Source organism: Kaistia soli DSM 19436 (assembly GCF_900129325.1).
GTDB classification, from domain to species: domain Bacteria; phylum Pseudomonadota; class Alphaproteobacteria; order Rhizobiales; family Kaistiaceae; genus Kaistia; species Kaistia soli.
The window spans coordinates 599,943-617,635 of the sequence record NZ_FQUP01000001.1; the positions used below are offsets into that span (position 1 = coordinate 599,943).

General features: G+C 65.1%; 19 protein-coding genes and 1 riboswitch. Of the genes, 11 read left to right on the top strand and 8 right to left on the bottom strand.

The features are described 5' to 3' along the window. The first annotated feature begins 2 nt into the window (after positions 1–2). Positions 3–278: a metal/formaldehyde-sensitive transcriptional repressor gene (locus tag BUB39_RS03065; protein WP_073051547.1), complete on the top strand. Its 276-nt coding sequence runs from the start codon at positions 3–5 to the stop codon at positions 276–278. A 25-nt stretch (positions 279–303) separates the two neighbouring features. Continuing rightward, positions 304–1,332 carry a CDF family Co(II)/Ni(II) efflux transporter DmeF gene (gene dmeF, locus BUB39_RS03070; RefSeq protein WP_073051548.1) on the top strand — a complete coding sequence of 343 codons (1,029 nt, stop codon included), beginning with the start codon at positions 304–306 and terminating at the stop codon, positions 1,330–1,332. 4 nt (positions 1,333–1,336) lie between these two features. Here the strand turns inward: dmeF and aceB are convergent, their stop codons facing one another. From aceB to thiM, 3 genes are all read right to left on the bottom strand, one after another. Next, positions 1,337–2,929, bottom strand: coding sequence for a malate synthase A (aceB, locus tag BUB39_RS03075; RefSeq protein WP_073051549.1), 1,593 nt, complete (start codon positions 2,927–2,929; stop codon positions 1,337–1,339). 113 nt (positions 2,930–3,042) lie between these two features. After that, complete coding sequence (gene thiE / locus BUB39_RS03080; RefSeq protein WP_073051550.1) at positions 3,043–3,684, bottom strand: thiamine phosphate synthase; 642 nt, start codon at positions 3,682–3,684, stop codon at positions 3,043–3,045. Next, the gene (gene thiM, locus BUB39_RS03085) at positions 3,684–4,508 is read right to left on the bottom strand and encodes a hydroxyethylthiazole kinase (RefSeq protein WP_244540133.1); all 825 of its coding nucleotides are present in this window, start codon (positions 4,506–4,508) and stop codon (positions 3,684–3,686) included. The genes thiE and thiM overlap by 1 nt, the downstream gene beginning before the upstream one ends. A 73-nt stretch (positions 4,509–4,581) precedes the next feature. After that, positions 4,582–4,695, bottom strand: a riboswitch (TPP riboswitch). A gap of 325 nt (positions 4,696–5,020) precedes the next feature. On the opposite strand from thiM, the gene BUB39_RS03090 reads away from it, so the two are divergent. The 5 genes from BUB39_RS03090 (at position 5,021) to budA (ending at position 8,531) form a co-directional block, all read left to right on the top strand. After that, positions 5,021–5,839, top strand: a complete 819-nt coding sequence (locus BUB39_RS03090) for a transglutaminase-like domain-containing protein (protein WP_073051551.1) — start codon at positions 5,021–5,023, stop codon at positions 5,837–5,839. Positions 5,840–6,008: 169 nt separating this feature from the next. Beyond that, positions 6,009–6,347 carry a DUF2946 family protein gene (locus BUB39_RS03095; RefSeq protein WP_073051552.1) on the top strand — a complete coding sequence of 113 codons (339 nt, stop codon included), beginning with the start codon at positions 6,009–6,011 and terminating at the stop codon, positions 6,345–6,347. 79 nt (positions 6,348–6,426) lie between these two features. Next, on the top strand, positions 6,427–6,999 hold the full coding sequence (locus BUB39_RS03100; RefSeq protein WP_073051553.1) for a copper chaperone PCu(A)C: 573 nt from the start codon (positions 6,427–6,429) through the stop codon (positions 6,997–6,999). Between the two features lies 1 nt (position 7,000). Next, positions 7,001–7,600 carry an SCO family protein gene (locus BUB39_RS03105; protein ID WP_073051554.1) on the top strand — a complete coding sequence of 200 codons (600 nt, stop codon included), beginning with the start codon at positions 7,001–7,003 and terminating at the stop codon, positions 7,598–7,600. Positions 7,601–7,694: 94 nt separating this feature from the next. Then, complete coding sequence (gene budA / locus BUB39_RS03110) at positions 7,695–8,531, top strand: acetolactate decarboxylase (protein WP_210187017.1); 837 nt, start codon at positions 7,695–7,697, stop codon at positions 8,529–8,531. On the opposite strand, the gene BUB39_RS03115 is transcribed toward budA, so the two are convergent. Then, positions 8,532–9,086, bottom strand: a complete 555-nt coding sequence (locus tag BUB39_RS03115; RefSeq protein ID WP_073051556.1) for a DUF1697 domain-containing protein — start codon at positions 9,084–9,086, stop codon at positions 8,532–8,534. Positions 9,087–9,199: 113 nt separating this feature from the next. Here BUB39_RS03115 and BUB39_RS03120 point away from each other — a divergent pair, with 113 nt between their 5' ends. Beyond that, complete coding sequence (locus tag BUB39_RS03120) at positions 9,200–10,582, top strand: ADP-ribosylglycohydrolase family protein (protein ID WP_073051557.1); 1,383 nt, start codon at positions 9,200–9,202, stop codon at positions 10,580–10,582. A gap of 28 nt (positions 10,583–10,610) precedes the next feature. On the opposite strand, the gene BUB39_RS03125 is transcribed toward BUB39_RS03120, so the two are convergent. Next, positions 10,611–11,093 carry a cupin domain-containing protein gene (locus BUB39_RS03125; RefSeq protein WP_073051558.1) on the bottom strand — a complete coding sequence of 161 codons (483 nt, stop codon included), beginning with the start codon at positions 11,091–11,093 and terminating at the stop codon, positions 10,611–10,613. A gap of 72 nt (positions 11,094–11,165) precedes the next feature. Between BUB39_RS03125 and BUB39_RS03130 the strand changes: the two genes are divergently transcribed. From BUB39_RS03130 to BUB39_RS03140, 3 genes are all read left to right on the top strand, one after another. Further along, positions 11,166–11,789: a TetR family transcriptional regulator gene (locus tag BUB39_RS03130; protein ID WP_073051559.1), complete on the top strand. Its 624-nt coding sequence runs from the start codon at positions 11,166–11,168 to the stop codon at positions 11,787–11,789. A gap of 84 nt (positions 11,790–11,873) precedes the next feature. Next, positions 11,874–12,461 (top strand): hypothetical protein, encoded by a 588-nt coding sequence (locus BUB39_RS03135; protein WP_139251322.1) that lies wholly within the window; start codon positions 11,874–11,876, stop codon positions 12,459–12,461. 112 nt (positions 12,462–12,573) lie between these two features. After that, positions 12,574–13,596, top strand: a complete 1,023-nt coding sequence (locus BUB39_RS03140; RefSeq protein ID WP_073051561.1) for an LLM class flavin-dependent oxidoreductase — start codon at positions 12,574–12,576, stop codon at positions 13,594–13,596. Positions 13,597–13,678: 82 nt separating this feature from the next. On the opposite strand, the gene glcF is transcribed toward BUB39_RS03140, so the two are convergent. From glcF to BUB39_RS03155, 3 genes are read right to left on the bottom strand one after another with little or no spacing between them, the layout of a single operon-like run. Then, on the bottom strand, positions 13,679–14,980 hold the full coding sequence (glcF, locus tag BUB39_RS03145; RefSeq protein ID WP_073051562.1) for a glycolate oxidase subunit GlcF: 1,302 nt from the start codon (positions 14,978–14,980) through the stop codon (positions 13,679–13,681). Between the two features lie 2 nt (positions 14,981–14,982). After that, a complete protein-coding gene (locus tag BUB39_RS03150) occupies positions 14,983–16,149 on the bottom strand; it encodes an FAD-binding protein (protein WP_073051563.1) in 1,167 nt (388 codons plus the stop codon). Further along, complete coding sequence (locus tag BUB39_RS03155; protein ID WP_073051564.1) at positions 16,146–17,579, bottom strand: FAD-linked oxidase C-terminal domain-containing protein; 1,434 nt, start codon at positions 17,577–17,579, stop codon at positions 16,146–16,148. Before BUB39_RS03155 ends, BUB39_RS03150 begins: the two co-directional genes overlap by 4 nt. Positions 17,580–17,693: the final 114 nt, after the last annotated feature.

A 17,693-nucleotide genomic window follows, 5' to 3' on the forward strand; every position in this document is an offset into this window, starting at 1 on the left:
CTATGTCGCATCTTTCATCGAACAAGGATCCGTTGCTCGCCCGCATTCGGCGGATCGCCGGGCAGATTGCAGCCGTCGAACGCGCCGTTGCCGGCGATGCTGGCTGCGCGGCGGTGCTGCATCAGGTGGCAGGGGTGCGCGGGGCGGTCGATGGGCTGATGGACGAGCTCATCGCCGACCATATCCGCGAGCATGTTGCGAAGCCTGGTCTCGACGACGCGGCGCGCACGGCCGGCGCCGACGAACTGATCACTGTGATCCGCCGCCACGCCCGTTAGGCGCGCCGGCCGGGAGAAGAACGTCATGACTTTCGACCGCGAATTCGACGATCTGACGCATGACCACGTCTTCCTGGGCAGCCGGCATGATGAAAATGCCCGACGCACCCTCTGGGTGGTCGCGATCACGGCAGCCATGATGATTGCCGAGATTATTGCCGGCTACGAGTTCAATTCGATGGCGTTGCTCGCCGACGGCTTCCACATGGCGACGCATGCCGGCGCCCTCGGCGTCGCGGCCCTCGCCTATGCCTTTGCCCGCCGGCACGCCCGCGACCCGCGCTTCACCTTCGGCACCGGCAAGGTGGGCGACCTCGCCGGCTTTGCTTCAGCGCTCGTCCTCGCTCTCGTTGCCCTCGGCATCGGCGTTGAATCGGTGTTGCGGCTGCTGCAACCGGGTCCCGTCGCGTTTGGCGAGGCAACAGTCATTGCGGTGGTCGGTCTCGGCGTCAATCTCGTCAGCGCGCTGCTGCTTTCCGGCCACCATGACCATGGGCATTCACATGATCACGGTCACCGCCCTGCCGCCCACGCGCATCACGGTCACGATCATGGCCACGGCCATGCGGAACATGATCATCATGGCCGTGGGCATGCTCATCACCCTGCGCAAGCTCATGAGGAGCGCGACAACAATCTGCGCTCGGCTTTCGTGCATGTGATGGCCGATGCGCTGACCTCGGTGCTTGCGATCGCCGCGCTGCTCGCAGGCCGCTACCTGGGACTGGTCTGGCTCGATCCGGTCATGGGGATCGTTGGCGCCGTGGTGATTGCGATCTGGTCCTGGTCGCTGATCCGCGAGACGGCGTCGGTGCTGCTCGATCGCAGCGACCCGGCGATGGAGACGACGCTGCGCGACCGCCTGCTGACGCAGCCTCAACTCGGACGGCCGGCGTTCCGCCTCACCGACCTGCATGTCTGGCGCGTTGGTCCCGGCGCACATGCCGCGATCGTCAGTGTCGCGGGCGACGTGGAGGCGGCGGATATCCGTCGCCGCCTCTTGGGGATGCACGGCCTCGCGCATCTCACGGTGGAGACACGCCCGGCCGGATAGCGGATCAGTCGATCAGACCATAGGCCGGAACGGTGAGGAACGCCTCGAAGGTTGGGGCGGTCGAGAGCTTCGAGAATAGATCGATCGCCTCGGGGAAACGGCCAGCCGCGTAATTATCGGGTCCGACCTCGCCCTTCACGACTTCCATCTCATCGGCGAGGCAGCGGCGGAACAGCTCTTCCGTCGCCTTGACGCCTCCCTCCAGCGTCGCCTCGAAATGCAGCTGCTGCCAGATCTGAGCCCGGCTGATCTCGGCCGTCGCAGCATCTTCCATCAGGTTGTAGATCGGGACCGCGCCGCGCCCGCGCAGCCACGCCTCGATATACTGGACACCGACGCGGATGTTGTGGCGGAGGCCCTCCTCCGTCCGCGTGCCCTCGTGGATCTCCAGCATGTCCTTCTGGCCGTAGGAGACTTCCTCGCGCAGCCGCGTCAGCTGGTTCGGTGTCGGCATCATGCGATCGAACACCTCCATCGCGACCGGGACGAGATCGGGATGGGCGACCCAAGTACCGTCATGGCCGGCGCCGGCCTCGCGCTCCTTGTCGGCGCGAACCTTGGCGAAGGCGGCCTCATTGGCCGCCGGATTGTTCTTGATCGGGATCTGCGCGGCCATGCCGCCCATGGCAAAGGCGCCGCGGCGATGGCAGGTCTTGATCAAGAGTTCCGAATACGCCTTGAGGAAGGCCTTGCCCATGACGACCTGGCCGCGATCCGGCATCAGGAAGGCGGCGTTGTTCCGCAGCGTCTTGATGAAAGAGAAGATGTAGTCCCAGCGGCCGCAATTGAGCCCGACGATGTGATCCTTCAGCTCGTAGAGTATTTCGTCCATCTCGAACGCAGCGGGAAGCGTCTCGATCAGCACCGTCGCCTTGATGGTACCGTGGGCAAGCCCGATCCATTCCTCGGCCGCGCTGAAGACCTCGTCCCAGAGGCGCGCCTCCAGATGGCTCTCGAGCTTCGGCAGGTAGAAATAGGGGCCGGAACCCTGCGCGAGCGCCGCCTTGGCATTGTGGAAGACATAGAGGCCGAAATCGACCAGCGAGCCCGAAGCCGGTTCGCCGTCAAAGGTGATGTGACGTTCGGGCAGGTGCCAGCCGCGCGGCCGGATGATGAGGACGGCCGGACGAGGGCCGACCTTGTAGGCCTTGCCTGTCTTCGAGTCGGTGAAGTCGATCTGGCCGGCCCAGCGGTCCTTGAGATTGAGCTGGCCCTCGACCATGTTCGACCAGACCGGCGAGGACGCGTCCTCGAAATCGGCCATGAAGACCTTCGCGCCGGAATTCAGCGCGTTGACGATCATTTTGCGATCGACAGGGCCGGTGATCTCGACGCGGCGATCGGTGAGATCGGCCGGGATCGGCGCGACGCGCCAGTCGCCGTCACGGACATGCGCCGTCTCGGGCAGGAAGTCCGGCAGTCCGCCGTTGTCAAAGAAGGTCTGCCGCTCGCCGCGGAATTCCAGAAGGGCACGGCGCTTGCCATCGAAACGGCCATGCAGCTCGGCAACGAAGGCCAGCGCCTCCGGGGTCAGGATCTCGTCGTAGCGCTCGGCGGATGCGCCTGTGACGACAAGGCGATTGGCGTGGACGGACATGGCAGTCTCCTCAGACGGACGATCTCTGGCGACACCATCTCATCTCGGCGTCTTCAACGAAACAAGCACAATGATACGAGCACTGTTTCCACAGCAGCAAAGATCGCGCCTGCTCAGGTCGCGCGAAAGCGCGCGATCCTCGTGCTGAAATCCGCAGCTGCCGCGGCGGGATCGTCCGCAGCGATGATGGCCGAGACAATGGCGAGCCCGGCGGCGCCGGCTGCGAGAGCCGGTACGACATGCTCGGCCTTCACCCCGCCGATCGCGACGACAGGCACGGGCGAGGCGGCGGCAAGCGCCGCAAGCCCGTCAAAGCCGATCGGCGGCGCGGCGTTGGTCTTCGTCGCAGTCGCATAAATCGGCCCGACGCCAATATAATCGACGACAGAGAGGTCCGGCGCGGTTAGCTCCGATGCATAGGACACGGAGAGCCCTAGGATCTTGTCGGGCCCGATCATCCTGCGCACCATCGCGGCGGGAATGTCGCTCTGCCCGACATGGACGCCATCGGCGCCCACAGCGAGAGCGACGTCCACGCGATCATTGATGATCAGGGGAATGCCACGCGGACGCAGGATTTGGAGCAGCGCCGCCGCGATTTCGACCTGCGCGCGGCCCTTGCCCTTGGGATCGCGCAGCTGGACCAGCGTCACGCCACCTTCGATGGCCCGGCCTACCGCCTCCACGACGCCGCGCGGCCCGGCCAGTTGCTCGTCGGTCACGAGATAGAGCGAAAGATCAAAGGGGATCGTCATCACGCCGCCTCGACGCGGATGCTGGCATTGGCGGCCAGCGTTGCGCCATCGATGGCATAGAGGGCATCGCACAGCGCAGCCGGAAGGTGGCCGGGCCCCTTCAGGTCTGTCGCGGCGACCGCGCCGGCCGCGGCATAGACCGCCAGGGCTGAAACGGCAGCTTCGAATGGCGCACGCACGGCAGCGAAAGCCGCGACGGTCGCCGACAGGGCGCAGCCAAGGGCTGTCGACAGCGGCATCAGCGCGTCGCCGCCCTCGATAGCGACAACGATCGTTCCGTCGGTGACGAAATCGGTGGCGCCGGTAATGGCCACGACGGCGCCAGTCTCGCGTGCCAGGGCCTTGGCCGCCTCGACGGCATCCTCGGACCGCGCAGTCGAATCAGCGCCCTTGCCACCTGCACCGGACGCGCCGGCGAGGCTCATGATCTCGCTGCCATTGCCGCGGATGATCGCCGGCGAGAGCCTGGCGAATTCAGCCGCCACGGCGGTCCGGTAGGGCGTCGCGCCGCAGCCGACGGGATCGAGTACCCAGGGCTTGCCGTCTTCGTTCATCTGCAGGATGGCGCGGCGCATGCCGTCGACCCAGCTCTCCGATAGCGTGCCGATATTGATCACGAGCGAGGACGAGATCGCGGCGAAGTCTGCCGACTCGTCCGGAGCGTGAACCATGGCGGGCGAGGCGCCGACTGCGAGCAGCACATTGGCCGAGATCGTCATCGCGACGAAATTGGTGATGTTCTGGACGAGCGGCCGCGTGGCGCGCATGTCGGCAAGCGCCGCGGCGGCCGCCTCGATCGAGAAATTATCGGTGGTCACAGTCACTTCTTCGTCCTTGGCTTCTGGCGCAGGACGGAACGACGGCTTGGGCGCGTTACTCTTGCCGGAATGGTGGCCCGGCCGCGCTTGGCTCAATCCCTCCGCCGGCATGATCCGGATCAGGTTCGCGGGTTAGCCCGAAGGCCTCTCAGCCAGAATCCGCGCACGGATCGAGGCACCCCGATGAGACGAGGGCAACCTAGCATGGACGACGCACGGCGCAAGGCCGCGTGTCGTCCCCCGAAACGCCTCAAATTTGATCGGTCGGCGAGGCGCTTGCGCGCGGCGGCGCCATGGACGCCGGCCACGCACCGGCTTATGACCGGTATCGGCATGCTTTTCCGGCGAAAGGCCACGGCGGCGACGCGAGGCACCGAACTTGCAAGGTTTCGATGCCGACCGGAACCCGGCGCCTTCAGGGCGGTTGAGGGACCAAAGGTCCGTTCTGCATGGCCGCGACGACCAAAGGGTCTGATCGGTCACCATGGCGGCGCAACATCGCGGACAAAGGAATACACATGCGCCTCAGGCTCGGCACGGAACTTAACTACGAGTTTCAGGTGGCGACACCGATGATCGTCATGCTGAACGTTCATCCCTCGCTTGCTCCCAATCTTGAATATCCCGATACGCTGTTCACCAGCCCCGTGGTGAACGTCACCGCTTATGCTGATGTCTTCGGCAATCAGTGCTGCCGCCTCGTCGCGCCGCCCGGACCGTTCATGCTCGGCACGCAGACGATCATCTGGGACGACGGGCTGCCGGACCCTGTCGATTTCGGCGCGGTCCAACATCCCATTGAAGAGCTGCCGGACGATGTCCTGATGTTCCTTCTGCCCAGCCGCTACTGCGAATCCGACCAGCTGGCCGACGAGGCATGGCGGCTTTTTGGCAATACGCCGGCCGGATGGGAGCGCGTTCAGACGATTTGCAATTTCGTGAACAGCCATCTGACCTTCAATTATCAGCTGGCGAGCCCCTTCCGCACCGCGGCCGGCGCCTATCGCGACGGCGTTGGCGTCTGCCGCGATTTTGCCCATCTGGCGGTCACCTTCTGCCGTGCCCTCAACATCCCAACACGTTATTGCACCGGATATATCTCGGACGCCGGCGAGCCGCCGCCCTATGCGACGATGGACCTTGCCGCCTGGATGGAGGTCTATCTCGGCGGACGCTGGCATGTCTTCGATCCGCGCAACAACAAGCCGCGCATCGGCCGCATCCTCATCGCGCGGGGCCGCGACGCGGGCGACGTTCCGCTGACCCACACATTCGGGCCGAATGTGCTGACGAAGTTCACGGTGGTGACCGAGGAGATTTCACCGGTCGCGGCCTGACGGGGCGAGATTTTACCGATCTCGACTAGAGCGTCGGTGGGTGCAAATGTCGCCCCGCCGGCCATTTGCCTCCCTCCGGCGGAGTGCTATCGCTAGCGTCCGGACGGAACGGGCCAAAGCGGCAATGACGCGGACACGGCATAGAGGGCGATTTGCGGGCGACGCGGCTATGCTCGTCGCGCTGTTTCTCGTCGTGCAGGCGTTGTTTAGCGGCGTTGCGGCGGGCGCCCGCGCCGACGTCTCGCTGAGCGGCGACGTCATCTGCTCATCCTCCGGCGGCTGGTCTGTTGCTGGCCCGGCGGGCCAGCCTTCCGACCGTACGCATCTCGTCGATTGCTGCACGCTCGGCTGCCCGATGCTCGGGGGCGCCGTTCCCGGCCCGGTCGCCTTCAGTCCACCAGTCCACATCCATGTCCTGGCGACGCTCGGCGCGCCCGCTTCCGACCACGCGGTTCTCGTTCGGGCCGAGCTGGCGCCTCTCCGCTCGCGCGCACCGCCGCAAGCCTGAACGCATCGGGCCGTCACACGGCCTCCCCGCCGCCGGCCCGCGCCGCGCGGCCGTTCAGTCTTTCCGAGAGAGAACCCTCATGCTTTCCCGCCTCAATTCCGTACGCGTCGCCGTTCGCCGCCTGTTGACCAGCCCTGAAGAACGGATCGGCATCGCCGTGTTCGCCATGGCGCTGCTCTTCGTCGGCGTCGATGCAGCCGCTGCCCATGAATACAAGATCGGTGCGATCGAGATCGGCCATCCCTGGTCGCGCGCAACCCCGCCGGGCGCCAAGGTCGGCGGCGGCTATCTGACGCTGACCAATGACGGTGACATGCCCGACAAGCTCGTCAGCGCCACAGTCGAGATCGCCGGCCGCGCCGAAATCCACCAGATGAGCGTCGAGGACGGCGTGATGAAGATGCGCCAGGTCGAGGGCGGTCTCGATATCCCGGCGCACGGAACCGTGAAGCTCGATCCAAGCGGGCTGCATCTCATGTTCCTTGACCTGAAGGGGCCGCTCGTCCGGGGCACCAAGGTGCATGGCTCGCTCACCTTCGAGAAGGCTGGCACGGTGGATGTCGACTTCATCGTCGATGCGATCGGCGCTAGCCCGAAGCCGATGAAGCATGACGGCGGCGACTCAATGCCCGGCATGAAGATGGACCACTGAGATGCCCAGCCGCATGCGGCTCGCTGTCATGGCTCTGGCGGCAGTTATCGCCCTCGCCGCTTCTGGCGTGATCGGCTATCACCTGACGCATCAAGGAGCGCCCTCGGCGCCCCGCATTGCAATCGGTGGGCCGATCGACCTGACGGCGGAGGATGGCCGTCGCTTCACCAATGCCGATCTCGGCGGCAAGCCGTTTGCCGTCTTCTTCGGCTTCACGCGCTGTCCCAATGTCTGCCCGACAACGCTGTCGGACCTGACGCTCGATCTCGAGCAGCTCGGCCCGCTCGCCGACAAGCTCAAGGTGCTGTTCGTCAGCGTCGATCCGGAGCGTGACACACCGGAGACCCTCAAGGAGTATCTCTCGGCCTTTGACCCCCGCATCACCGGGCTTTCCGGGACACCGGCGGAAATCGCCAGCCTCGCCAAGGACTACCGCGTCTTCTACGAGAAGGTGCCGACCGAGGGCGGCGACTACACGATGAACCATACGGCGACCGTCTATCTGATGGACGGCAAAGGCGGGTTCACTGGCACCATCTCGCTGGAAGAAGAGCAGCCCGTACGCGTCGCGAAGCTGAAGCAGTTGGCCGAAAACGGCTAGGCAAGCGGGTGCGCCGGCAGGTCCGGCGCACCTTGCAAGACGGGGCTGCGCACTGCACTCTCCGGCGGCCGCCACAAACCACCCCATGGACGTCATGAACATCAAGCTTCCGACCTCGCTGCGCGCGTCTGTTCATGCGGAGATGGCACGCTCCGGGCGCAGCCTCGACGCGATCGTCCGCGATGCGCTCGCCAGCTATTTCGAGACGTCGCTGCACACGGTGTTCCAGGTTTCGACCTCAGGGGCGCTGGTCGCCGGAGTTTATGATCGCGAGGCGAGCGTCGAGACAATCCTCGACCACGGCGATTTCGGGCTCGGCACGTTCACCGGGCTCGACGGCGAGATGATCATCCTGGAAGGGCACGCCTATCATGCCGACGTTTCGGGCACCGTCACTGAAGCTCCTGATGACGCGGGCGTTCCGTTCGCGATCGTCACCCGCTTCACGCCGGAGCAGGAAACCCTGATCACGAGCATCGCCAGCTTCGCCGAACTCGAAGCGCTCTGCGACCCATTCCGTGCCTCGGGCAACATCTTCTACGCCCTGCGCCTCGACGGCCGCTTCGCCGCGGTGAAGGCAAGAGCCGTCAGCCCGCCGCCGCCCGGCACCAAGCTCGTGGACGCGGTGAAGACGCAGCATGAATTCACGTTGACAGATGTTGACGGAACGCTGGTCGGCATCTGGTCGCCGGAATTTTCAGGTCCGTTCAGCGTCGCTGGCTATCATTTCCATTTCATCTCGCGCGATCGCCGTCAGGGCGGGCACGTGCTCGACGTCCACGCCGATCATCTGAGGCTTCAAGTCGAGCCTTTGTCCAACTTCCATCTCGCGCTGCCGGAGACCGAAGCCTACCTGAAGGCGCATATCAGCGGCGATACGGCAGCCGCGCTCGCCTTCGCCGAGCATGACCATCAGGCGCCCGGCGCCTGATCAGCCGCTCATCCGCGCGTCCAGCAGCGCGACGATCCTGGCGACGGTGTTCCAATTGCGTACTGTGCCGATGCCACCCCGTCGCGCCGTTAACTGGCCGAGCATCCGTCCCTCGCTCGGTCGCTGACCGGCGAAATAAATCCAGAGATCGCCATCGACAAGACGGAGCTGTTCGCCGCCAGTTGCGTAGGGTGCGAGGCGCTGCAGTTCGCTCGCGGTCAATTTTTCGCGCATCACGCGGACATGCACGAGGCTTCCATCGGCGCCAGCCGCTGTGCGAAATGGATTGCCGACCGCGAGCCGGTGCCAGTCGTCGGCGCGGCGCAGGATGAAATCGATCCTTTTGCCGAACCGATCCGCAAAGGCACCCTCCAATTGCCGCTCCAGCGTGGCGAGCGGGGTCTCGGCACTATCGAAAACCAGATTGCCGGTCGCCACCACGGTTTGCGGATTGTCGAGGCCGAGTTCGGCGGCCATCGCGCGTAGATCGGCCATCACAACGCGCCGACCTTCGCCGAGGACGATCGAATAGAGCAGCGCAACATAGCTCGCCATCAGTGGAAACTCCTTGAGACCATCCGGCTTTGCAGTCGACAGGCCGGCGAAATTCCTTAACCTCTGCCGGTCCGCAACCGCGTCAGCCGAACATTCATCAGCAGGAACCACCGATGAAAGCCTGGGAATATGCCCGCGACCTCCTCCGCAATGCCGAGCCTGTGCTGCTTGCCGAGGAAGAGCAGACCTGGGATGCGTCGGCGGCGATTCGCGAACAGGATTTCTGGCTGAAGCTGTTCTGGCAATCGAATGTACCGGGCTCAGGCGCGCCGGAAAGCCTCGCCGTCGCGGCTGTACAGTCCCTGGAGAACAAGGGCTGGCGCGTACCGCCGCATGAGGACCTGCTCAAGTCGGGGCTCGAAGCCTGCGAACGCGGCGATTTTGAACGACTGCACGCCATCCATGCCCGCCTGAAGGCGGTGCTGCGTGCGGCGGCGCCGGACCCAGACCATCGCTCGCAGAAAACGCGCCGCATCGCGCGCTTCGACGAATTTGCCGCCGGCGCTGCCTTCCCGGATGATGTTGCGGTCGATGTTGCCGCGGACGCCTTCCGCGATCGGATCGCAGGGGCCTGGTGGGGCCAGATCATCGGCGCGGCCGTCGGCACGGCGCTCGAAGGCTATACGGCCGAAAAGCTGAAGGCGGCCTTTGGCCGGATCGACCGTTATATGCGGCCGCCGAACACCTATAATGACGACATCACCTTCGAGCTCGCCTTCCTCTATGCCTTTGAAGACAACGGCTATGCCGTTACCAGCGCCGACGTCGCCGATCGATGGGTCGGCCTCATTCCGGTTGCATGGTCGGCCGAGGCCGTGGCGCTCGACAACCTGAAGCGCGGCCTTTATCCGCCGCTTTCAGCCGAGGATGGCAATCCCTTCGATGAGTGGATCGGCGCACAGATGCGAGGCGCGATCTGCGGCATGGTGGCTCCTGGCCGCGCGCGCGAGGCGGCGCGGCTCGCCTGGCTCGACGCCGAGGTCTCACATACCGGCAACGGCATTCTCGGCGAAGTCTTTAACGCCGTACTCGTCGCGCGCGCCTTCGTGACGACCGATTTCCGCGCGCTGACCGAAGAGACCGTCGCACTGATGCCCGCCGACACCGAATATGGAGCGGTGGTGCGCTTCGCGCTCGACGCGGCCAAGACGTCGCCCGATTGGGAGGCGGCCTGGGCTCTCTGCGACGCGGAATATGTCGAGTATAACTGGATCCACGCTTATCCGAACGCCGCCGCGCAGGTCGTCGCGCTCTGGTTCGGCAATGGCGATTTCGACCGGACGCTCGAGATCATCGGCGGCTGCGGCCATGACGTCGACTGCAACGCCGCCCAGATCCTGTCCGCTGTCGGCGCCGCCAAAGGCATGGCCGCGATCCACACCCGCTGGACCAGCCCGATCGGCGACGACCTCGTCACCTATATGCGCCGCCCCGCCAAGACGACGACGAGCGCGCTGATCGACATGACGGTGGCAGCGATCCGCAAGGCCCGCTGAGACCTCGCGGATCGCTGCGCATGTTGGGTCATGCCGGCGGCAGCATCTCGATGCCATAGCGCCCGGCCGCCGCGACGAGGCGCGGAATGTCGGGCGCCGTCATCGGCGGGAACACCGAGCCGTCGGCCACCGGGTCGCCCGCCTCGCGGAAGAAGTTCTCATGCAGGCCGCCCGGCAGGTTGATGATGAGCATGCGCGCGGGCACGTCACCGGGATTACGAAAACCGTGCGGAACGCCCCGCGGGACATAGTGGAAGGCACCCGGGCCGCTTCGCGCCGTGGTTCCCGCGAGCATGAATTCGAACTCGCCCTCGAGCACGTAGAAGGCTTCAGCATCGTCGCGCTGGAGATGCGGCGGCGTGCCTTGGCCAGGCGCGGTCAAGGCTTCAACGAGCGAGAAGGCGCCCTCGGTATCGGCAGCAAGCGCACGGAAGGTGACCAGAGTACCAAGCAGGTGGACTGTCGCGGGGGCGGCCCGCGACTGGACTGGAGTGGCGGAAAGAGAGGTCATGATTTGTGATTGCTCCTTGTTTGTGATACATTTTTATCGTTACGCGACATTTGTCTCATAAAGAGTTTTCAGGTGCCCAGTCAAGAGAGTTTCGAGCGGGTTGCGCAAAAACAGCGGACGCGAAACGCGCTGCTCGCAGCAGCGCGTGAGTTGTTAGCCGAGGGGACGCATCCAACAGTGGCCGAGGCGGCGGACCGCGCGCAGATTTCGCGGGCGACCGCCTATCGCTATTTTTCGGCCCCGGAGCCGATGGCGCATGAAGCGGTGCTCGACGCGATTGCGCGCGAATTCGCAGAAGTAAGCTTCGCGCAGGCGCCTGCTGGCGCGGGTCCGGAGGAAAGGGCCGAGATCATCGCCGGCTCGATCATTGCGATGGTCATGACGCATGAGGCGCTCTTTCGCACCTTCCTCAGCGTTTCGGTCGGTGGCGGGAAACGTCCCCCCTCCCGCCGGGGCGGCCGTCGCCTCGGCTGGATCCGGGAAGCGCTCGCTCCCGTTGCCGCGGACTTTCCGCCCGACGTCCTTGACCGCATGGTCCACGGCATCGCTCTCCTGACTGGGATCGAGACGCTGGTGGTCCTTCATGACGTCTGCGGCCTGCCGCACGAAGCCGTCATTGCGGAGACGCAGGCACTGGCGCGGATCATCGTGCGCGGCGCTCTCGCTGAAGCGCAGCTTACGTCAAACGAGGCTTGACGGGACGATAAGGAAGCTGACGATCTGTCGCTGGGTTGCACCTGCGATGGCCGCAGGTGCATGGGCATATGAAGGAGACAAATGATGTCAGCGCATCGTCAGACAGGTCGGAGGCTTGGGCTCGCTGCGAGTATTTCCCTTGCAGTCGCAAGCTTTGCCTTGGCTGCCGCGACGCCAGCGCTGGCGGCGCCGAAATGCACGTCGAACGCATCCTTCCTGATCGTCGAAGTTCCCCATGGCGAGGATGTCGGCAACACGTATCTCGTGCGCGACAACACGGCCTCGCCGAAGCCTGTCTGCAGCACCAAGAAGCTCAAGACAGACCTCGTCATAGGCTCTCGCGACGATGCCTTCTATCTGCTCAAGCTGGTCGGCAACTACTTCCTGATCGACGCAGGGACCGGCCCAGACCGGGACCTGCTGATCTATGACCTTGCCAGCAAGAAAGAGGTCTTCTCGGGCGGCTATTCGGACGATGATATCAAGATCGATTCCGCGAAGGCCGTCTTCTGGACCGGAAGCGCCGAGAAGCCAACGAAGAAGAATTGCAAGGATCTCGCCTCGATCCAGAAGAACGGCCTGACACCCGTGATCGAGCAGCTTGTCACCTTCGATTTTACGAGCGGCACGCTGACGAAATCGAACAGTCTGCGCTGTAGCGCCGAGCAGTGAACAGAGCGTCCATCGAAACGCGCCGGGCGCAACGGCCGGCGCGGCTTGCCCGGCGCGTCCGTAACCGCCATCTGTGTTCCACATCAAAACACGGGCAACGGACGTTCATTTCATGAAGAAGATCGGCTTTCTTTCGTTCGGGCACTGGTCGCCGTCGCCTCAGTCAGGCGCGCGATCAGCCTCCGACACGCTGCTGCAATCGATAGACCTCGCCGTCGCCGCCGAGGAGCTTGGCGCGGACGGCGCTTATTTCCGCGTGCATCATTTTGCGCGCCAGCTCGCCTCGCCCTTCCCGCTGCTCGCCGCTGTCGGCGCCAAGACGAGCCGCATCGAGATCGGCACGGCCGTCATCGACATGCGCTATGAGAATCCGCTTTACATGGCGGAGGATGCCGGTGCCGCCGACGTCATCTCCGGCGGCCGCTTGCAGCTCGGCATCAGCCGCGGCTCGCCCGAGCAAGTGATCGATGGCTGGCGCCATTTCGGCTATGCCCCGGCCGAAGGCCAGACCGACGCCGATATGGGCCGCCGCCATGCCGAGGTGTTCCTCGACGTGCTGCGCGGCGAAGGCTTCGCCAAACCGAATCCGCGGCCGATGTTCCCCAACCCGCCGGGCCTGCTGCGGCTTGAGCCGTTCTCGGAAGGTTTGCGCGAGCGGATCTGGTGGGGCGCCGGTTCGAATGCGACGGCGCGCTGGGCGGCGCAGAAGGGCATGAACCTGCAGAGCTCGACGCTGAAGGACGACGAGACCGGCGAGCCGTTCCATATCCAGCAGGCCAAGCAGATCGAGGCCTATCGCGAGGCTTGGAAGGAAGCCGGCCATGAACGCGCGCCGCGCGTTTCGGTGAGCCGCAGCATCTTCGCAATCATGGACGACCGTGACCGCGCCTATTTCGGGCGCAGCGGCAAAGATCAGGACCAGATCGGCTTCATCGACGAGAACACGCGCGCGATCTTCGGCCGCAGCTATGCCGCCGAGCCGGATGCGTTGATCGCCGAGCTGAAGCAGGACGAGGCCGTGGCGGCGGCGGATACGCTCCTGCTCACGGTCCCGAACCAACTCGGCGTCGACTACAACGCCCATGTGATCGAGGCCATCCTGAAGCACGTGGCGCCGGCGCTCGGCTGGCGCTGATACGCCAACGAAGGCGCGGCATCCTCCAAAGTGCCGCGCCGGCGCTTCCGATGCGCCAGCCGTTTGTGCCTTATCGGAAGTCCTAGCTGATGCCTTCCGGCTTCGGCCCGCCATAGGCCCAGTCAAGCAACTCGATCGTGTGCACGACTGGCGTCGCCGTTCCCGAGGCGAGCTGCGTCATGCAGCCGATATTGCCGGCGGCGATGATGTCGGGCTTCACCTTGGCGATATTGGCGAGCTTGCGCGCCTTGAGTTGGCCTGAAATCTCCGGCTGCAACATGTTGTAGGTGCCGGCCGAGCCGCAGCAGATATGCCCCTCGGGTACGTCGCGCACCGTGAAGCCCGCGCGCTGCAACAGCGTCTTCGGCGTCACCTTGATCTGCTGGCCGTGCTGCAGCGAGCAAGCCGAGTGATAGGCGACCGTCAATGGCTCCGGCAACGCGGCGCGCTCAAGCTTGAGGCTTTCCAGATATTCCGTGATGTCGCGGGCGATGGCCGACACCCGCGCCGCCTTTTCGGCATAGTCCGGATCCTCGCGGAACATGAAGCCGTAATCCTTGATCGTCGTGCCGCAGCCAGACGCGGTGACGATGATCGCATCAAGCCCCGCGCCGTCCATCTCGGCGATCCAGCCGTCGATCGTCGCCTTGGCGGTCGCATGGGCGTCGTGCGAACGGCCCATATGATGCGCCAGCGATCCGCAGCAGTTGTCGCCCTTGGCGATCACCACCTCGACGCCGACGCGCGTCAGAAGGCGGATCGCCGCCTCGTTGATCGCGGGGTCCAGCACCGGCTGGACGCAGCCGGCGAGCAGCGCGACACGCCCGCGGCGCTTACCCTCTGCCTCGAAGGTGCCCGGCACCTCAGAAGGGCTGCGTCCCGAAGGAAATCTCGGCGCGAGCGCCAGCATGGCGCCGATGCGGGCAAGGCCCGGCATGCGGCCGATGCTGCGCGCGAAGGGACGCGCCGCCGCCGCACCGACCAGCGCCAGGCGGAATCGGCTGCGATAAGGCAGGACATGCGCGATCAGGCTGCGCATGACCCGATCGGCGAACGGGCGGCGATAGGTCTCCTCGATATGCGCGCGGGCGTGATCGACGAGATGCATGTAATGCACGCCCGAGGGGCAGGTCGTCATGCAGGAGAGGCAGGAAAGACAGCGATCGACATGCTTGACCACCTCGTCATTGGCCGGCTTGCCGCCTTCGAGCATGTCCTTGATCAGGTAGATGCGGCCGCGCGGGCTGTCGAGCTCGTCGCCGAGCAGCAGATAGGTCGGACAGGTCGCCGTGCAGAAGCCGCAATGGACGCAGGTCCTGAGGATCTTCTCGGATTCGCGCGTATCGGGATCGGCGAGCTGGGCCAGAGTGAAAGAGGTTTGCATTGCTAACCCATGCGGCCCGGATTGAGGATGCCGGCCGGATCGAAACTCTCGCGGATCCGGTGCGTGATGGCCGTGACGGCCGGCGACTCGGGCTGAAACGGTGAGATTGCGGCGCGGAGGCCATGCGGCGCACGGATCATGGTCGCGTGTCCCCCGAGCGCTGCCATGAGATTGCGCACGCTCGCCCCGCCACCATCCGCCGGTCCCGCGATTGCGGTCCAGACAAGCCCGCCCGACCAGTCGAAGAAGCAGCGCGCGCCGAGTTCCGCGCGAAGGCGCGCCGCGACGGCTGGTCCGTCTGTCGGCTTCACCGAAATGCGCCAGACAACCTCATCCTCGCGGGCTTCAAGCGGGCTGACATCGCGGATGGCGCGCCAGAGATCGGCGGAATCCTCATCCCGCACCGCTTCGGCATCGCCAAAGGCGGCCAGCAGGTCGCGCAGCCTTGCCGTGCGGTATTCGCAGGAATTGGCGAAGCCTTCGAAGCGCAGCAGCGTCTTCGACGGCGCGCCGGGAAGATGCGCCGCGCCGGTGATCTCGAAGGGCGTTCCGAGCGCCGTGGTCATCGCCTCGACGGCGCGGACATCGTCGAGCCCCTCGAAGACCAGCGTCGTCTCGGTCTCGGCCTTCGGCAGCAGCTTGTAGGTCACTTCGGTGAGAACGCCGAGCGTGCCCCATGAGCCGGCGAGCAGCTTCACGAAATCATAGCCGGTGACATTCTTCATCACGCGGCCGCCGGATTTGATCGTCTCGCCGCGCCCGGTGGTGGCGCGGACGCCGATGAGATGATCGCGTGCCGCTCCGGCCTGGATACGCCTGGGACCACTCGCATTCGATGCCGTCACGCCGCCGATCGTCGGCTCGCCCTTCGTGCCGAGCAGTCCGCGATAGTCGATCGGCTCGAAGGCGAGGCGCTGCCGGTTCTGGTCAAGCAGGGCCTCGATCTCGACGAGCGGCGTGCCGGCACGTGCCGACAGCACCAGTTCGCTCGGCTCATAAAGCGTGACACCGGTCATCGCGCGGGTGGAGAGCATGCGCGCCGCCTGGACCGGCCGGCCGATATCGCGGCTGCCGCCGCCATGAATAGCAATAGGTGAACCTGTCGCGGCAGCATCTGCGAGGATCGCCTCGATCTCGGCCTCGCTATCGGGGAGGAGAATGGAGGTCAAACCGGACGTCCTTCCAGGGGGAAGACCTTGTGCGGATTGAGCAGCCATTGCGGGTCAAGCGCGGTCTTGATGCGCATCTGCTGATCGAGGTCGATCGTGTTGAACTGGTGCACCATCAACTCGCGCTTCTCGACGCCGACGCCGTGCTCGCCGGTCAGGCAGCCGCCGACCTCGACGCAGAGCTTCAGGATGTCGGCGCCGGCTGCTTCCGCCTTTTCGAGTTCCCCTGGCTTATTGGCGTTGAAGAGCACGAGCGGATGCAGATTGCCGTCGCCGGCATGGAAGATATTCGCGACTTCGAGCCCGTAGCCGCTGCAGATATCGGCAATGCCGGTGAGCACCCGCGGCAACTGACCGGTCGGGATGGTGCCGTCCATGCACATATAGTCCGCGATGCGGCCCATCGCGCCGAAGGCAGATTTCCTGCCCTTCCAGATCGCGGCGCTTTCGGCTTCCGACTGCGACACCTTCATCGTCGAGGGATTGTAGTCGGCGGCGATGGCAGTGATGCGGGAGATGAGATCGGCGATCTCCTCTTCCGAGCCCTCGACTTCGATGATCAGCAGCGCTTCGACATCGAGCGGATAGCCGGCATGGGCGAAGGCCTCGCAGACGCGGATCGCCGGACGATCCATATATTCGATCGCCACTGGGATGATGCCCGAACCGATGATCGCCGCGACGCAGGCGCCGCAATCCTCAGCCGATTGGAAGCCCATCAGCATGGGCCGCGCGCCCTCTGCCAGCGGGAGGATGCGCAGCGTGGCCTCGGTCACGACACCGATCTGCCCTTCCGAGCCCACGATGAGGCCGAGCAGGTCGAGACCCGGCGCATCGAGCGCCGCGCCGCCGATCTCGACGATCGTGCCGTCGATCATCACCATCTTCACGCCGAGAACGTTATTGGTGGTGACGCCGTATTTGAGGCAGTGCGCGCCGCCGGAATTCATGCCGATATTGCCAGCGATGGTGCAGGCGAGCTGGCTCGACGGGTCCGGCGCGTAGAAGAAGCCAAGATGCTGCACGGCGCCGGAAACGCCGAGATTGGTGACGCCCGCCTCGACGCGGATGGTCCGGTTGGCGATGTCGACGTCCAGAATCTTGTTCATCTTGGAGACGCCGAGCACCACCGCATCGGCCGCCGGCAGCGCGCCACCGGCCAGCGACGTCCCTGCCCCGCGCGCGACCACCTTCACGCCCTCGGCATTCAGGAAGGCCAGGATCGCCGAGACCTGTTCGGTCGTTTCCGGCAGCACGACGGCAAGCGGCATCTGCCGATAGGCGGTAAGCGCGTCGGTTTCATAGGCGCGGCGTTCGTCCTCCGACGTGATCAGCGCCTCGGGCGGCAGAAGAGTCGCGAGGCCGGCAATGATCGCATCACGACGGGCCAGCACCCGCTCGTCCGGCTTCGGCATCAGGATAGCTGACATCGGTCCCTCCCGCCTGTCGGCAACGGCACAAGCACTCTAGGACGGAGCCACCATCACCTAAAGCCACGTCGTCAACAATCATCGTTTCCCTGGGGTTGAAAATCGCCGGCTTTT

Bases quoted from the DNA above. Each gene is read 5' to 3' on its own strand.
- BUB39_RS03065 (WP_073051547.1), top strand. From the start codon at position 3: ATGTCGCATCTTTCATCGAACAAGGATCCGTTGCTCGCCCGCATTCGG.
- dmeF (WP_073051548.1), top strand. From the start codon at position 304: ATGACTTTCGACCGCGAATTCGACGATCTGACGCATGACCACGTCTTC.
- aceB (WP_073051549.1), bottom strand. From the start codon at position 2,929: ATGTCCGTCCACGCCAATCGCCTTGTCGTCACAGGCGCATCCGCCGAG.
- thiE (WP_073051550.1), bottom strand. From the start codon at position 3,684: ATGACGATCCCCTTTGATCTTTCGCTCTATCTCGTGACCGACGAGCAA.
- BUB39_RS03090 (WP_073051551.1), top strand. From the start codon at position 5,021: ATGCGCCTCAGGCTCGGCACGGAACTTAACTACGAGTTTCAGGTGGCG.
- BUB39_RS03095 (WP_073051552.1), top strand. From the start codon at position 6,009: ATGCTCGTCGCGCTGTTTCTCGTCGTGCAGGCGTTGTTTAGCGGCGTT.
- BUB39_RS03100 (WP_073051553.1), top strand. From the start codon at position 6,427: ATGCTTTCCCGCCTCAATTCCGTACGCGTCGCCGTTCGCCGCCTGTTG.
- BUB39_RS03105 (WP_073051554.1), top strand. From the start codon at position 7,001: ATGCCCAGCCGCATGCGGCTCGCTGTCATGGCTCTGGCGGCAGTTATC.
- budA (WP_210187017.1), top strand. From the start codon at position 7,695: ATGAACATCAAGCTTCCGACCTCGCTGCGCGCGTCTGTTCATGCGGAG.
- BUB39_RS03115 (WP_073051556.1), bottom strand. From the start codon at position 9,086: ATGGCGAGCTATGTTGCGCTGCTCTATTCGATCGTCCTCGGCGAAGGT.
- BUB39_RS03120 (WP_073051557.1), top strand. From the start codon at position 9,200: ATGAAAGCCTGGGAATATGCCCGCGACCTCCTCCGCAATGCCGAGCCT.
- BUB39_RS03125 (WP_073051558.1), bottom strand. From the start codon at position 11,093: ATGACCTCTCTTTCCGCCACTCCAGTCCAGTCGCGGGCCGCCCCCGCG.
- BUB39_RS03135 (WP_139251322.1), top strand. From the start codon at position 11,874: ATGTCAGCGCATCGTCAGACAGGTCGGAGGCTTGGGCTCGCTGCGAGT.
- BUB39_RS03140 (WP_073051561.1), top strand. From the start codon at position 12,574: ATGAAGAAGATCGGCTTTCTTTCGTTCGGGCACTGGTCGCCGTCGCCT.
- glcF (WP_073051562.1), bottom strand. From the start codon at position 14,980: ATGCAAACCTCTTTCACTCTGGCCCAGCTCGCCGATCCCGATACGCGC.
- BUB39_RS03155 (WP_073051564.1), bottom strand. From the start codon at position 17,579: ATGTCAGCTATCCTGATGCCGAAGCCGGACGAGCGGGTGCTGGCCCGT.